The 14,843-nt window shown below is 63.6% G+C and carries 12 protein-coding genes; 7 read left to right on the top strand and 5 right to left on the bottom strand.

All coding sequences use genetic code 11. From position 1 onward, the window contains the following. The first annotated feature begins 29 nt into the window (after positions 1-29). Together G572_RS0109595 and G572_RS0109590 are read left to right on the top strand one after the other, a co-directional pair. Positions 30-1,226, top strand: coding sequence for a CaiB/BaiF CoA transferase family protein (locus G572_RS0109595; protein WP_029058283.1), 1,197 nt, complete (start codon positions 30-32; stop codon positions 1,224-1,226). Next, positions 1,223-2,041 carry a citryl-CoA lyase gene (locus G572_RS0109590; protein ID WP_029058282.1) on the top strand — a complete coding sequence of 273 codons (819 nt, stop codon included), beginning with the start codon at positions 1,223-1,225 and terminating at the stop codon, positions 2,039-2,041. Before G572_RS0109595 ends, G572_RS0109590 begins: the two co-directional genes overlap by 4 nt. Before the next feature lie 18 nt (positions 2,042-2,059). On the opposite strand, the gene G572_RS0109585 is transcribed toward G572_RS0109590, so the two are convergent. Together G572_RS0109585 and G572_RS0109580 are read right to left on the bottom strand one after the other, a co-directional pair. Next, positions 2,060-3,529 (bottom strand): sensor histidine kinase, encoded by a 1,470-nt coding sequence (locus tag G572_RS0109585; protein WP_029058281.1) that lies wholly within the window; start codon positions 3,527-3,529, stop codon positions 2,060-2,062. A 4-nt stretch (positions 3,530-3,533) separates the two neighbouring features. Further along, positions 3,534-4,199: a response regulator transcription factor gene (locus G572_RS0109580; protein WP_029058280.1), complete on the bottom strand. Its 666-nt coding sequence runs from the start codon at positions 4,197-4,199 to the stop codon at positions 3,534-3,536. 148 nt (positions 4,200-4,347) lie between these two features. On the opposite strand from G572_RS0109580, the gene G572_RS0109575 reads away from it, so the two are divergent. The 4 genes from G572_RS0109575 to G572_RS0109560 all read left to right on the top strand — a co-directional run bounded on the left by G572_RS0109575 (position 4,348) and on the right by G572_RS0109560 (position 8,759). Further along, positions 4,348-5,430, top strand: a complete 1,083-nt coding sequence (locus tag G572_RS0109575) for an ABC transporter substrate-binding protein (RefSeq protein WP_245566192.1) — start codon at positions 4,348-4,350, stop codon at positions 5,428-5,430. Between the two features lie 217 nt (positions 5,431-5,647). Then, complete coding sequence (locus G572_RS0109570) at positions 5,648-6,628, top strand: tripartite tricarboxylate transporter substrate binding protein (protein ID WP_029058278.1); 981 nt, start codon at positions 5,648-5,650, stop codon at positions 6,626-6,628. Positions 6,629-6,710: 82 nt separating this feature from the next. After that, a complete protein-coding gene (locus G572_RS0109565) occupies positions 6,711-7,217 on the top strand; it encodes a tripartite tricarboxylate transporter TctB family protein (RefSeq protein ID WP_029058277.1) in 507 nt (168 codons plus the stop codon). A gap of 3 nt (positions 7,218-7,220) precedes the next feature. Next, complete coding sequence (locus G572_RS0109560; RefSeq protein WP_029058276.1) at positions 7,221-8,759, top strand: tripartite tricarboxylate transporter permease; 1,539 nt, start codon at positions 7,221-7,223, stop codon at positions 8,757-8,759. Between the two features lie 133 nt (positions 8,760-8,892). Here the strand turns inward: G572_RS0109560 and G572_RS0109555 are convergent, their stop codons facing one another. Beyond that, positions 8,893-10,995 carry a methyl-accepting chemotaxis protein gene (locus tag G572_RS0109555; RefSeq protein WP_029058275.1) on the bottom strand — a complete coding sequence of 701 codons (2,103 nt, stop codon included), beginning with the start codon at positions 10,993-10,995 and terminating at the stop codon, positions 8,893-8,895. Between the two features lie 186 nt (positions 10,996-11,181). Here G572_RS0109555 and G572_RS23295 point away from each other — a divergent pair, with 186 nt between their 5' ends. Beyond that, complete coding sequence (locus G572_RS23295; protein WP_084649988.1) at positions 11,182-11,763, top strand: linear amide C-N hydrolase; 582 nt, start codon at positions 11,182-11,184, stop codon at positions 11,761-11,763. A 221-nt stretch (positions 11,764-11,984) separates the two neighbouring features. Here the strand turns inward: G572_RS23295 and G572_RS0109545 are convergent, their stop codons facing one another. Both G572_RS0109545 and G572_RS0109540 read right to left on the bottom strand, forming a co-directional pair. Continuing rightward, entirely contained in the window at positions 11,985-13,052 is a 1,068-nt protein-coding gene (locus G572_RS0109545) for a linear amide C-N hydrolase (protein WP_029058274.1), read from the bottom strand. Between the two features lie 781 nt (positions 13,053-13,833). Continuing rightward, a complete protein-coding gene (locus G572_RS0109540) occupies positions 13,834-14,811 on the bottom strand; it encodes an ABC transporter substrate-binding protein (protein ID WP_029058273.1) in 978 nt (325 codons plus the stop codon). Between the last annotated feature and the right edge of the window lie 32 nt (positions 14,812-14,843).

The following is a 14,843-nucleotide window of genomic DNA, read 5'->3' as shown; positions in this document are numbered from 1 at the left end:
GCTTGTCGCACCACGGCACGAGGCGCTTCATGGCAGGCTCTCTTCAAGGCATTCGCGTTCTGGATCTGACGAATGTGCTTTCGGGCCCGTTCTGCTGCCATCAACTGGCGCATTTCGGGGCCGAGGTAATCAAGATCGAGCGACCGGGCAAGGGTGATCTCGCCCGGCAGCTCGGTGCGGATCCGGCGCTCAATGCCGCCAATATGGGGGTCTCCTTCCTCGCCCAGAACGCCGGCAAGAAGAGCGTCACGCTCAACCTCAAGACCCCCGCCGGCGTCGCGCTGTTCAAGAAGCTCGTCGCCACGGCCGACGTGGTGGTGGAAAATTTCCGCCCCGGCGTGATGGACCGTCTCGGCGTCGGATTCCAGGACCTCAAGCCGCTCAACCCGCGCCTCGTCTATTGCGCGATCTCCGGCTTCGGACAGGACGGACCGATGCGCGCCATGCCCGCCTACGACCAGATCGTGCAGGGGCTGTCCGGTGTCATGTCGGTTACCGGCGATGCCGAAAGCGCCCCCTTGCGGGTCGGTTATCCGGTGGCCGACACCATTGGCGGGCTCACGGCCGCCTTCGCGATTTCGGCAAGCCTGGCAGGCCCTCGCGAAACGCCCGTTTTCCTCGATGTGTCGATGCTTGAAGCGACGCTCGCCACCATGGGCTGGGTTGTGTCGAACTGGCTGATCGCCGGGCAGACGCCAGCAGCCCATGGCAACGAGAACACGACGTCGGCGCCCTCCGGTGCCTTTCAGGCCCGCAACGGAGCGCTCAACATCGCCGCCAACAAGGACGAGCAATGGGAAGCGCTCTGCACGGTTCTGAAGCGGCCCGACCTCCTCGCACATGCCGACTACGCAACCCGCGAGACCCGCAAGGCCAATCGATACGCGCTCAAGGCGGAGCTTGAAAAAAGCCTCGCCGAGCGCGATGCCGCCGACTGGGTGGCGTTGTTCAGCGCCAGGGGCATCCCGTCCGGCGAAATCCTCACCGTCCCCGATGCGCTCGACCATCCGCAGGTGGCGGATCGCGGGATGATCGCGGCGTTCGACGATGTGCCCGGCGTCGGGCGGGCCATCAAGACGGTGCGTACCGGGATCAAGGTGAATGGCGATGCACCGTCGGTTGACACCCCTCCGCCAGTGCTCGGACGCGACAACGACGACGTCTACCGGGCGCTTGGACTAGGTGACGACGACCTTCGGTCCCTGGAAAAGGAGGGCGCGATATGAGCGACGACCCGACCCGCGATCCCGTCGCCGACTGGTGGCGCACGTCGATCATCGACATGGAACCCGGCCGCATCGCCTTTCGCGGCCTCCCGGTCGAGGACCTGATCGGAGCGCTGAGCTTCCCGCAGATGATCTGGCATCTGGTGATGGGCACACCGCTCGATGCAGCACGCGCTCGGCTTTTCGAGGCCGCGCTCGTCGCGGCCGTCGATCACGGTCCCCAGGCCCCCTCGATTGCCGCCGCGCGCATGGCCGCGACCTGCGGCGTCGGGCTGAACAACGCCATGGCCACCGGCGTCAACATGCTGGGCGACGTGCATGGCGGCGCCGGCGAACAGGCGGTCGCGCTCTACCGCGACATTGCCGACCGACGAGAGGCCGGCCGCGACCTGAGGCAGGCGACAACAGACGGACTTGCTGCCTTTCGCGCCGCACACGGGCGTTTCATCCCGGGCTTCGGCCACCGCTTCCACAAGCCTGTCGATCCGCGCGCGCCGCGCCTGCTTGACCTTGTCGACCAGGCCGCGGCGGAAGGCGCGGTTTCCGGCACGTTCGCCGCCATCGGACGGGAAATCGACGCGGTGCTTTTCCGCGAGAAAGGCAGACCCGTGCCGATGAACATCGATGGCGCCACGGCGGTGATCTACGCGGAGCTTGGCTGCCCGGCGCCGCTCGCACGCGGCTTCTTCTGCCTGTCGCGCTCCGTCGGCATTCTGGCTCATTCCTGGGAGCAGATGCAGCAAGGCGGGCGCAACAAGGGGCCGACGCCCCCCGCCCACCGCTGGACCTACGAGGGGCCGCAGGGAAAGCCCTGACCCCGCCAAAGCGGACGGTCAGGCCCGCTCTTCGGGAACGCGCGGAAAAACGATGCGAACGGAAAGGCCCATGGCACCGGCTGCGGGGCGGGCGTTCGGGGCCAGGATGACGCGGGCGCCCATCAGTCGGGCGATCTCGTCGACAATCGCAAGCCCCAGCCCCGCGCCCTGCGGCCCGTTTTCCGACGTCAGACGCTCGAACCGCTTGAGGGCGCGGGAGCGGTCACGCGCGGGGATGCCCGGACCGTCGTCCTCGACCTCCAGACAGACCTTCGCGTCCCCGACGACCCCGACCCGGACCGTCGCGCAGCGGCCCCGCCCCGCATAGGCGATGGCGTTCTCGATCAGGTTGCGCAGGAGTTCGGCGAACAACATGCGCTGACCGCGCACGAACGGGCGGGCATCGCCGTCCGGGCCAAGCGCCACCTCAAAGCCAAGGTCGAGACCGGCTCGCGCGGCGGCGGGTTCCAGTTCGGCGGTTACGGTGCGGGCGAGTGTGCAAAGATCGAACGCCTCCAGCGTCAGGCGGTCGGCCGAGGCCTCGTCCACCCGCGCCAGAAGGAGAAGTTGCGCAAGGGTCCGCTCGCTCTGGGCCACCGCCGCGTCGGCGACATCAAGTGCGGCGGTCATCTCCGCCGGATCGCGGGCGCGGCGGGCCAGCTCGATCTGGGTCCGGACGATGGCAAGCGGCGTGCGGATCTGATGCGAGGCGTTGCCGGTGAACCGGCGCAGCGCGGCGAGTGCATCGGCCAGCCGCCCCATGAAGCCGTTGATCGCGCCGACGAGCCGGTCCACCTCGCGCGGAACCGCGTGACGGATCGGGCGCAGGTCATCCGGGGTGCGCCGGTCGACCGCTTCCTCCAGCCGAGCAAGCGGACGCAATGCGCGGCGCACCCCGAAGAAAACGACGATGGCGGCGATCAGGATCAACAGGGTCTGGCGGGCGGCAGAGCGCAGCAGGATGTCCTCGGCCAGAGCCCGGCGGGCGGTTGTCGTTTCCGCAACGGCGACCCGGTAACCGATGGACCGGTTTTCCGTCGAGGCGGCGCCGGCAAGAATCACCATGCGGATCGGCTCCCCGCGAAAGGTCGCATCGGCAAAGCGGGGCTGGCGCGCAACCTGGGTCGCCTCCCCCGGCGGGGGAACCGGCAGTTGCCTGTAGCCGGTCACGAAGGTGCCCGGCGGCCCCTCCACCCGGTAGAATACCCGGTCCTCGGCCGCGCTGGTCAACATCTCCAGTGCCACATAGGGCACATCGACCTCGATCTCGCCCTCGTGGTCGACCGCCACCCTCTCGGCAATCGCCAGCGCCGAGCCGGTCAGCACCCGGTCGAGCACGGCATTGGCGGTTTCGCGCGCCTCGCGATAGGTGTCGACGAGGCCGATGGCCGCCAAAAGGCTGAAGGGAAGCAGAAGCCACAACAGGAGCCGGGCCGACAAGGACCGCAACACGGGGCGGCGAGACGGGCGCGGCGGCAGGACGGACATGTCCTCAGGCGACCTCAAGCGCATAGCCGAGCCCCCGTGCCGTGCGAATGCGCAGTCCATGCGGCTCGAGGCGCTTGCGCAGCCGCGAGACATATTGCTCGACAGCGTTCTCCGAGAGATCCGCATCGAAGGCCGTCAGCCGTTCGGCAATATGCTGCTTGGAGACCACCCGCTCGCTGCGTCCGATCAGGATCTGGAGAACGTTCAGTTCGCGCGCGGTGAGATCGAGCGCAACGCCGTCGATCAGCGCCTGGCGGGCGTCGAGGTCGAACACCAGCGGGCCGCACTCCAGCCGCCCGCCGCGCGCGCCCGCGTGCCGCCGCAGCACCGCACGAATGCGGGCCTCCAGTTCCGGGAATTCAAAGGGCTTGGTCATATAGTCGTCTGCCCCGTGATCGAGACCGCGAATGCGCTCGTCCAGAGCACCGCGCGCGGTAAGCACCAGGACCGCCGTCGGGCTGCCGCGCGCGCGGATCCCCCGCAGCACCTCCAGACCGTCGCCATCGGGAAGCGAAAGATCGAGCACGACGAGATCGAAACCGCCGGCGGCCAGGGCCGCATCCGCACCTTCGCGATCGTGCACCGCATCGACCACGTAACCGGCGTCACGCAGCATCCGCCCGAGCCCGTCGGCCAGCGTCTTGTTGTCCTCCACGATCAGAATGCGCACAAAGCCTCCCCGCTTCGGCCGGCAACATCCGACATGCCACCGGCGGCGAGTTTAACCGCAGTGATTGCTCCAAGGGCAAGTCATGTCGCGTCTCCCTGGAGGCTGCGATGCTTGTATGTGCGCGAAAACTGCCGCAATACTCGCGTCCATGCTGAGAAAATTCCGGTTTTTGATCGTGCTGTTCTGCCTGGCGGCGCCTCCGGCCTCCGCAGCCGGCGGTCCGTCGCTCAGCCTGGAACCGCTGACCCGCTCGCCGGCCCCGCGCATCCTCACGATCTATTCCTCGCTGGATTCCCAAATGGCGCTGCCGCTGCTCGCAGCCTTCCAGAAGGCGCGCCCCTCCGTCGGCATCAAGTTCCACGAAATGCAGACCCAGGACATCCACGCGCGCATCATCGCGGAAACGGACAGGGACGACACGACCGCGGATCTCGTCTTTTCTTCCGCCATGGACCTGCAGGTCAAACTTGCCAACGACGGCTATGCGCAACCCGTGCGCCTACCGGCCGCAAAGGCGATCCCGAGCTGGGCGCAATGGCGCCACTCGGTCTATGGCGTCACCTTCGAACCGGCGGTCATTCTCTACCACAAGCCGTCGTTCGAGGCGCAGGATCCGCCACGCACCCGCGCAGCACTTGCCCGCTATCTCAAGGATCACGAGGCGCAGGTCTACGGTCGCGTCGGCACCTATGATGTCGAGCGGGCGGGACTTGGGCTGTTTTTCCTGGCGCGCGACGGCGAGCACAATCGCGGTATCTGGGACCTGTTCAGCGCGCTGGGGGCCGCCGGTGTAAAACTCTATTCCAATTCGTCTGCCATCGTGGAACGGGTGGCCGACGGCCGGTTCGTGCTCGGCTACAACATCCTCGGGTCCTATGCGACCGCATGGGCGCGCACCGCCCCCGACCTCGGCATCGTGCTGCCGGAAGACTATACCGTGGTGATGTCGCGCATCGGCCTGGTGCCGCGCGCGGCCAACGCGCCCGATCTCGGGGCCGCCTTTCTCGATTTTCTGCTGTCGCGCGCCGGCCAGACGATCCTGGCTCAAGACGTCGGCCTGCCGGTCCTGCTCCCGGATCTCGACGGCCCCAACACCGCGACCGAAATGCGCGCGCTCTACGGGGCGCGACTGCGACCGATCCCGGTGGGACCGGCGCTGGTGGTGTATCTCGATCAGGTCAAGCGCCAACGCCTGATCGACCGCTGGAACAGAGCCCTGCGCATGCAATAGGCGCGTGCAGCGCACAATCGTTTTTGCGCCGCAACGACAGCTTCGTGTCAGACAGCTGTGTCATTGTCATGCTGCGATTGCCGCTACGGCATCCAGTGCGCGTCCGGACGGGACGGGAGGAACCACCCCGGCCATGACGCGATACACTCGCAATGACAGGACATCATCGCCAGCAGCGGGCCGGCACCCGGCGCGCGGGCGATGACGGGAGGAAAAAATGACAAGCACAACCAGACGCGGCCTCCTCGCCGCGGTCGCAGCCCTTGGCCTTGCATTTGGCGCAAGCGCGACACAGGCAGCCGACATCGAATCCATCCACTTCCTGATCCCCGGCGGCGCCGGCGGCGGTTGGGACGGCACGGCGCGTGGAACCGGAGAGGCGCTGACCAAGGCCGGCATCGTCGGCCAGGCGTCCTACGAAAACATGTCCGGTGGTGGCGGCGGCAAGGCGATCGCCCATCTGATCGAGATCGCCGGCTCGGCGGACGACACGCTGATGGTGAACTCCACGCCGATTGTCATTCGCTCGCTGCAAAAGGTCTTCCCGCAATCGTTCCGCGACCTGACGCCGGTCGCCAGCACCATCGGCGACTATGCGGCTCTTGTGGTGAACACCGACAGTGACATTGCCGATTTCGCCCAATTGTCCAGCGCCTTCAAGGAAGACCCGACCAAGGTCTCCATCGGCGGCGGCTCGGTTGCCGGCGGCATGGATCATGTCGTTGTCGCGATGGTGATGAAGAATGCCGGCGGCAATCCCACCGATGTGAAATACGTGCCCTATGACGCCGGCGGCAAGGCCATGGCGGGTCTGCTTTCGGGCGAGATCCAGGCATTGTCCACGGGCTTCGGCGAGGCGGTCGAACTTGCCAAGCAAGGTCAGGTCCGCATCCTCTGCGTGACCTCGACCGACCGCCTGGAGGTCGCCAAGGACGTCCCGACCTGCGACGAGGCCGGCGCGACCGGCACCGAATTCGTCAACTGGCGCGGGTTCTTCGCACCTCCGGGCCTCAGCGCGGAAAAGCAGCAGGCCTATGTTGCGGCTCTCGAGGCCATGTACGAGACCGAAGCCTGGGAAACCGTGCGCGCACGCAACGGCTGGGTGAATATCTTCAACCCGGGCGAGGATTTCTCCGCATTCCTGGAAAAGCAGGAAAAGGAAATCTCCTCTTTGATGACGGAGCTCGGCTTCCTCTGATCGCAAGAGCGGGGCGCGGATCACGATCCGCGCCCCTTTTTCGACCGACAGTGCAACATCCAACCGATCGGCCCTTTCCGTCATGCTGACACGCGATCGTATCGGCGCGCTGCTCATGCTCGCCTTTTCGCTCGGTTACGGCGCGATGATTTTCAACATCCCGCTGCTGCCGTTTCAGGCCAATCAGGCCTTCACCGCCCGCACGCTGCCCCAGGCGCTTTCCATCCTGGGGGTCGTGCTGTCGCTGGCTCTGCTTCTCAAGCCGCTTCGCGGAACCGCCCGCGAGGATGACAAGATCTGGCGCGCCAACATGATACGCCTGCTCACTCGGGTCCCGGGTCTGGGCTTTCCGCTGGGCAAGGTCCTCATGCTCTGCGTCGCAATGGTGTTCTATGGCTTTACCGTGCGGCCGCTCGGGTTCCTGCTTGCGACGACGCTGTTTCTCGTCGCATCGATGTACGTTCTCGGCGAGCGCCGCCACGTGATGGCGTTCAGCATCGCAATCGGCGTGACCGTCTTCTTCTGGGTGCTGATGACGCAGTTTCTCGATGTCTACATCGCACCGCTACCCACCTTCCTGGGGAGATAGACCATGCTCGACGGCATTCTCAGCGGCCTGGGCACGGCCGCCTCCCCGCTCAACATCCTGATGGTCGCGGTGGGCTGCTTCGCCGGCACCTTCATCGGTATGCTGCCCGGGCTCGGTCCGATCTCCGCCATCGCGCTGATGATCCCGATCACCTACGGGTTCGACCCGGCGACCGGTCTGATCCTGATGGCCGGCGTCTATTACGGCGCCATCTTCGGGGGCTCGACCTCCTCCATCCTGATCAACGCGCCCGGCGTCGCCGGCACCGTGGCCAGCGCCTTCGACGGCTACCCGATGGCCAAGAAGGGGCATGCGGGCAAGGCACTGGCGATCGCTGCCTATTCCTCGTTTTCCGGCGGCACCATCGCGGCAATCTTCCTGCTGGTTGCCGCCCCGTCTCTGGCCGTCGTCTCGCTGGCTTTCCAGTCCACGGATTACTTCGCGCTGATGGTGCTCGGCCTGACCGCAGTGGCCGCCTTCGCCGGGCGCGGCAACGTCCTCAAGGCGCTCCTGATGACCATCTTCGGGCTGATGCTTTCCACCGTCGGAACGGATGAAACGCAAGGTATCCAGCGCTTCACCTTCGGCATGATCGACCTGATCGACGGTATCTCCTTCCTGCTTCTGGCCATGGCGACCTTCGCCCTGTCGGAGGCGATGATGTCGGTGCTCAAGCCGAAGACCGAAGAGGAGAAAATCCGCGAGAAGGACGCAAACGCCAATCTCGGCTCGATGAAACTCTCGCGCGAGGAGGTCAAGGAGATGGTGCCGGTGATCGGGCGCTCCTCCGTGCTCGGCTTCCTCGTCGGCGTGCTGCCGGGCGCGGGCGCGACCATCGCCTCCTTTCTCGCCTACGGCATGGAACAGCGCATTGCCGGACCGGAAAAGGGCCGCGAGTTCGGCACCGGTTCGGTGCGCGGCCTCGCCGCGCCGGAGACAGCCAACAATGCCGCGTGCTCCGGGTCCTTCGTGCCGTTGCTGACGCTCGGCATTCCCGGCTCCGGCACGACGGCGATCATGCTCGGCGCCCTGATTTCCTACGGCATCCAGCCCGGGCCGCGCCTCTTCGTTGAAAACCCGGAGGTGTTCTGGTCGGTGATCATCTCGATGTATCTGGGCAATGTGATCCTTCTGGTCCTGAACCTGCCGCTCATCCCCTACATCGCGCGGATCCTCGCCCTGCCCCATACGGTTCTGGTGCCGATGATCCTGTTTTTCTCGCTGATCGGCGTCTACTTCGTTTCGTTCAACACCTTCGACATCCAGCTCATGGTGATCTTCGCCAGTGCGGCGCTGGTGCTCCGACTGCTGGACATGCCGATGGCCCCGATGCTGCTCGGCTTCATCCTCGGCGGCATGATGGAGGAAAACCTGCGCCGGGCGCTGATCATCAACAACGACAGCTGGGCGTTTCTCTGGACCCGCCCTCTCACCTTCTGGATCCTCGTGATCGCGGCACTGGTGCTCTTCGTTCCGATGCTGTCGCCCTTCGTGAAACGCAGCCTGGCAAGACGTCGGGAGACGGCCGGCGAAGGGGGCTGATCCGAATGGCGCCACTCTTCCGAGACGAGGAAGGCGCGCCCGCAGGAAGCGGGTGCGCCTTCTTCTCACGATACGCTCCCGAACGTCCGGGACCGGCTCCGGGCAAACGCAAGTCCGCGCGCCGTTCGGGAGTTTAGCCGGCTTGCCGGATGCCCGACAGGAACGCTTCGACATTCCGGCGCAATTGTTCCTCTTCCTGCTGAAGTGTCTTTGCGTCATCCCTGATGCGAACCGCGACCGAGCCGGTGAGCTTTGCCGCTTCGGATACGCCCGCGATGTTACGGGAAACATCCTGGGTCCCGGCGGTCGCTTCCTGGACGTTCATTGCGATCTCGGTGGTCGCCTCACCCTGCTGGCCGACGCTGGTGGCGATATCACCGGAAATCTGATTGATTTGTTCAATCGTTCTGGAGATTTCCCGGATCGCATCGACGGCACCGCCGGTCTCCGTCTGGACCTGCTGAATCTGGGAGACGATTTCGTCCGTCGCCTTGGAGGTCTGGGTGGCGAGTTCTTTCACCTCTGCGGCAACCACCGCGAACCCTTTTCCAGCCTCACCGGCACGGGCCGCCTCAATGGTTGCGTTCAACGCAAGCAGATTGGTCTGCTCGGCAATGTCGTTGATGAGCTTGACCACTTCGCCAATTCGATTGGCCGCGACCGACAGGCCCTCGATCTTGGTATTGGTCTGCTGCGCCTGAGAGACGGCACTCGCCGCGATTTCGGCGGAGTTGCGCACCTGGCGAGAGATCTCGGCGACCGACGCCGAAAGCTCCTCGGCTGCAGCAGCGACCGTGCCAACGTTCGACGACGCTTCCTCCGAAGCGGCCGCGACCGCCGTGCTTTGCACGCTCGTGTTTTCCGCCGCGCCAGTCAACTCACTGGCGGCACCATTGAGACTGGCAACGGAGGAAGCAACCGACTGAAGGAGGCGAGCTGCGGAGGAATCGAATTCCGACGTCAGCCGCGCGACGGTCTCCGCCCGCTCGATGCGTCGTGCCTGCTCTTGTTCCTGCTCGTTCGAAAGCGCCTCGGCCTGCGCCGACTTCTCGCGAAAGACCTCGAGTGCCTGGCCGATACGCCCGATCTCGTCGTTGCGGCTGGCGGTATCAATGTCGATCCGGTAATCCCCGTCGATCAACGCCTGGATGTGGGCCAAGGTGCGTTCCACCGGACGGCGGATCACCCTTTGGCCCACGAGCAAGAGAGCGAGTGCAACCCCGACCATCAACACCAGCCCAACACCGACGACCCATGCCACGATGGTGTTGGAAGCAACCTGCAGGCTGGACATCGGGACGCTGACCAGAACCGACCACGTCTGGTTCGTTCCTGCGATCTCGACCGGAATGACCATCCGGTACATATCCTCGTCGAGAGCCGAAGAATACCCGGTGTAGTCGAGAGATCGAGCCTCACGAATTGCTTTTTCCGCTGCGCGCACCTGTTCTGCTGCACCAGATCCGAACGCCTGGGAAAAGGGTTTGCCGATCAGCGACGTATCCGAGTGTGCAATCCAGACCCCTTTCTGGGATACAAGCGAGACGGACCCGGAGCCGAGCGGCTTGATGCGCGCGAGTTGTTCGGAAAAGCCGGTGGCGAAAACGTCAATGCCGGCAACACCCATGACTTTCGTTCCGAGCATGATCGGCGCTGACATGGATATCCCGATCGCCACCTCGTCCCCGACTGGCCAAGTGTAGGGCTCGGTCGCGAAATTCTCGCCCGTTCGATAGGTGTGGTTGAACCACTCCTTATCCGGCGCATCGGTGATAACACCGGCCGGGCGGTGTCCGAAGGATCCGTCGGGATTGCGAAAGATGTACGGACGCCACTGCCCTGACTCGTCGTACCAGTCGCTGGCATTGGCGAATTCGGCATTGCGGCCATCCAGGTCGTCGGTGATCACACCGCCCCAGACGCCGGAGAGCGCGTCGTTACCGCGTACGGTTCGATCGAGAACCGCCGTCCATGCGTCACGATCGACCACGCCGGTGGCTTTCAAGGCGGTGAAGGTCGCCGCGAGGCCCCGTGTTGTCGTCAGGGCGGCTTCAAGCTGACGGCGAATTGACTGCGCTTCGCGTTCGCCGATGGCCCGCGCCTCGCCGATCGCAATATCCTTGGCAATGCGGGACGATTGCCAAGCAATCACGGATATCCCGACCACGAGGGTAGAAAACAAGACGAGACTGCTGGTGAGCACGAGCTTTGCCGTGATCGACGCACTTTTCCACATGGTTGTCATCCGCTCAAAAGGTTGACTACATCGCACCGGATGTATCTGAACGAAACTCACCATGAGTCAGTATAATAAACTCTAAACGCGGATCAGGATGTCACTCCGGACAAAGTGGATGCCGTAATTCAAGCGAATTTTATCACTCAAGATTGCAAGTATTAAAAAATACAGGGCGGAAGTTGCATGCCGCACCCTGAAGTTTCGTGCGGCACTGGCGCCGATTTCATCTTGTCGATGAGGACGGTCGAGGTTGCGCCCTCAGGCTCCTTGGTGATCACCATGCCGTCCGCCATGCCGCACCCCGATTACGTTTTCGATCAGAACGACCTCAAGGTTGTCGAAGGGATCAATGATGCCGGGCTCACCTTCAGCGTACAGTCTTGTTCTCAGGCGTCAGGGCAACAAGCGCGCCTTGAGAAGGATCAGGCAGCCGTTTCGGCTCAGGATCTCGGCGCATGGGTTCCATGCCGGTTTTCCACGGTGCCGGATGTCAAGGCAGCGTTGTTGGATCTGCACGTTGTTCTGAAGCCGACTCCGATCCTTGGAGGACTGGAGATGCCGTTCCACTATTGCGTTCGTGATCGCAGCGGCACGGGACTGGTGATCGAAATTCACCATGGCGTGCGGACGATTTACGACAATCCGGTCAGTGTCATGACAAACGCTCCTGCGTTTTCTTGGCATTTGACCAACCTTAACAATTGCACGTTTCTTGCGAACGTTGATCACGCCAAGGCAACGTTTGGGTCCTTTGCGGCGGAGTGACTTATTCCCGATACGATCTGACGCAAATGGCGTCGATTTCAGAGTTCGCGTCCCGTTCGCTGGTCTCGATGCAGGCGACACCAAACGATGCGCTATCCGCGTTCATGAACGCCTGATCGCCGGACAAGTCGGCCCCTCTTGCAAGCACACCACAACGAGGCGGGCACCGGGAAACTTAACCCGGTGCCCTCTATGCGCGCCCCAAATTTGAAACCGCCGGATCAGAGCCCTTCGAAGATGAAGGGCTTTGCGGGCTTGAAAGCGCCAGTCGCATTACCCGAATAGATATGCTCTTGCTCTGGCCCCAGATCCAACCGCATGACCTGCCCCGTTTCCGGCGAAAAATCGATTTCGCCGATATTCACCCAGAACGTGTTCGGGGTCCGCGCCGATTCAAAGAAGTACAATCCCCGACTGTGATCCACCACCGTACGCCAGCGGGTCGAGCTGATTTCCGGGCGATCAGACGTACCGATACCAAGCGGCACCGACGCATTTCGGATCACGCCAAAGACGCTGGCCAATGCACGATCAGGATCAGTGTCCTGCGGGATGGCGTTCACATAGAAGGACGCTCGGGCAAAGCGGTCAGACGCACGGGAGGTGCCGGGCAGCATGACTGTCCCACCAATCTCCTTCCAGTACGAATTCAGCGCTAGCTGCTTTTCGAAGCGGGGGGAATTGGTCATGACTTGATATTCACGACCGTGATGGACGACCGGCTCGCCATCGATGTATTCGACGATCGCGCTGTCGCCCGTGGCATCGGACAGCGACAGGTGCAGCGTCGTCAGACGATCTTGTCCGGGCACATTTGCCGACACCAATGTGAAGGGCGGATCGCGCAGCACTTCCACCGCCTCGGATACCGTTGCAAAGTTGTCGAGCACGAATTGTGCCCAGGCTGCGATGGTCAGACCAGGCTTTGAGTCCGCCGTAAATGCCGGATATTCGGACTCCGCCAACCACAACAAGTTTGCGACCAGACCGGCCTCGTTCACTCCGTCAGTGGTCGAGACATCGTATCCCGTTGCCACGACCGAGCCGTATTTCGCCTCCCATTGCAGCGAATTCGGCCCCGCCTCGCCGTTGCGCTCCATCCCGCGTGGCAGGACGTAGAGGTTGGTCAGCATGGGCTCGCTCCAATCCATGGAGCGTGCTGTGATAATTGTGTCGTTCGCGCCCAGATAAACCACGCGGGTGCAAGCATCTGCAATCGTCGCAGGAAGCAACAGCAAGGCTGCACAAGACGCGTAGGCAACGCGGCGGACGCGGGAAAAGCTCTTCATTCGGACATCTCCAGATGCATCAATCGGGGCCATTAAACGGAACGAATAGACGCGAAACACGGCCGGAACGCAAAGAACATTCGTCCACAGGCGGCTTCCATCCTGCTTCTCCAAGGCGCCCAATGCTAGCCCCATTAAGCGGGACAATCCGGATGAGTCCGCATTGCTCGGCAAACAGCGGGGCAAGGCCTTCAATGGATCGCGCGGTCCCGGGGGACATCCCGGCGATCCACCGGGCTCGCGGAAAACATGGGAGGGCCGCCGCTGACCGGCCCCATCCTGCCAACTGTGAGCATTCGCGAAATCGGCGTTTACGGCCATGGTTTTCGTCGGTGATGACGACGCCCCAGGTCCCCCAGAGGTCCTGGCGCCGCGCACCTTTTGTTCGATGACCGCCGTTCAAGGCCTGACGGTTACCGACCGCTCGGGCCTCGCCAATGGCGATCCCCCTCGCGCTCCGCGAGGATTGCCACGCAATGACGGAGATCCCGCCGACAAGCACCGGGGACAGCACAAGTTTGCCCGTTTCGACGGACATTGCCGTGATGGACGCATCCCCGAACACGGGACACCGCGGTCGCTCCCGGAATGCGACGGCGTCGGCCAAACGCCGCAAGGCACCACCGTTTGCTTGCGTCGCAACAACCGGAAAACGGGACTTTTTTCCGACCCGCCCCGTTTCCGCAAAAATACCTTGTGGCGAAAAAGCAATCCGGATTGCATTGATCACGGCGCAGGATGCGAATGCACATCCTGCGCCGTGAATTTTCGGATCAACACCCTACATCTTGTCGGTGACGACCGTCGAGGTTGCGCCCTCAGGCTCCCTGGTGATCACCGGGTCAGATCCGCCGCTGAGCAGTGTCATCACCGTGCGCTGGTAGTCTTCCAGCTCAAGGGTCCCGTCGGTGTCTTCCGTCAGCTTGTTGATCTCGCGCACCATGCGCCGCTGATGCTTTTCGGTCTGCGCACCCGTGGCATCGTTTTCCAGAACGATGTCGGCAGCCTCGTCCGGGTTCTCGCGGGCATACTCCCAGCCTTTCATCGACGCGCGCACGAAGCGGGCCATCTTGTCGACAAAGGCCGGGTCCTCGAGGTTCTTTTCAAGAACATAAAGCCCGTCCTCCAGCGTCGCCGATCCCTGTTCCTCATATTTGAAGACGATCAGCTCTTCCTCGGGAATGCCCGCATCGATCACCTGCCAGTACTCGTTGTAGGTCATGGTCGAGATGCAGTCGGCCTGTTTCTGCAACAGCGGATCGACGTTGAAGCCCTGCTTGAGGACGGTCACGCCGTTTTCGCTGCCGTCGGTCGGAATGCCGAGCTGGCTCATCCACGAGAGGAACGGATACTCGTTGCCGAAGAACCAGACGCCCAACGTGCGACCGCGGAAATCCTCCGGCTTGGTAATGCCGGTTTCCTTCAGGCAGGTCAGCATCATGCCGGATTTCTTGAACGGCTGGGCGATGTTGACGAGCGGCACGCCGCGTTCGCGGCTGGCAAGGGCCGACGGCATCCAGTCAACGATCACATCGGCGCCACCACCGACGATTACCTGCGGCGGAGCGATATCCGGCCCACCCGGCTTGATCGTGACGTCGAGGTCTTCCTCGTCGTAGAAGCCCTTGTCCTGCGCCACGTAATAGCCGGCGAACTGGCCCTGCGTGACCCACTTCAGCTGCAGCGTGACCTCGTCGGCCGCCTGTGCCGGCCCGAGGACCAGGGCCATCGCGGCCGCGGCTAGCAAAGTCTTTCTCATGTCCAACTCCCTCTGGTTTCGGCCCCGCCGTC

This window comes from Stappia stellulata DSM 5886 (genome assembly GCF_000423705.1).
GTDB lineage: Bacteria > Pseudomonadota > Alphaproteobacteria > Rhizobiales > Stappiaceae > Stappia > Stappia stellulata.
This window is presented reverse-complemented; position numbering and strand designations above follow the sequence as displayed.

Bases quoted from the DNA above. Each gene is read 5' to 3' on its own strand.
- G572_RS0109595 (WP_029058283.1), top strand. From the start codon at position 30: ATGGCAGGCTCTCTTCAAGGCATTCGCGTTCTGGATCTGACGAATGTG.
- G572_RS0109590 (WP_029058282.1), top strand. From the start codon at position 1,223: ATGAGCGACGACCCGACCCGCGATCCCGTCGCCGACTGGTGGCGCACG.
- G572_RS0109585 (WP_029058281.1), bottom strand. From the start codon at position 3,529: ATGTCCGTCCTGCCGCCGCGCCCGTCTCGCCGCCCCGTGTTGCGGTCC.
- G572_RS0109575 (WP_245566192.1), top strand. From the start codon at position 4,348: ATGCTGAGAAAATTCCGGTTTTTGATCGTGCTGTTCTGCCTGGCGGCG.
- G572_RS0109570 (WP_029058278.1), top strand. From the start codon at position 5,648: ATGACAAGCACAACCAGACGCGGCCTCCTCGCCGCGGTCGCAGCCCTT.
- G572_RS0109565 (WP_029058277.1), top strand. From the start codon at position 6,711: ATGCTGACACGCGATCGTATCGGCGCGCTGCTCATGCTCGCCTTTTCG.
- G572_RS0109560 (WP_029058276.1), top strand. From the start codon at position 7,221: ATGCTCGACGGCATTCTCAGCGGCCTGGGCACGGCCGCCTCCCCGCTC.
- G572_RS0109555 (WP_029058275.1), bottom strand. From the start codon at position 10,995: ATGTGGAAAAGTGCGTCGATCACGGCAAAGCTCGTGCTCACCAGCAGT.
- G572_RS23295 (WP_084649988.1), top strand. From the start codon at position 11,182: ATGCCGCACCCTGAAGTTTCGTGCGGCACTGGCGCCGATTTCATCTTG.
- G572_RS0109545 (WP_029058274.1), bottom strand. From the start codon at position 13,052: ATGAAGAGCTTTTCCCGCGTCCGCCGCGTTGCCTACGCGTCTTGTGCA.
- G572_RS0109540 (WP_029058273.1), bottom strand. From the start codon at position 14,811: ATGAGAAAGACTTTGCTAGCCGCGGCCGCGATGGCCCTGGTCCTCGGG.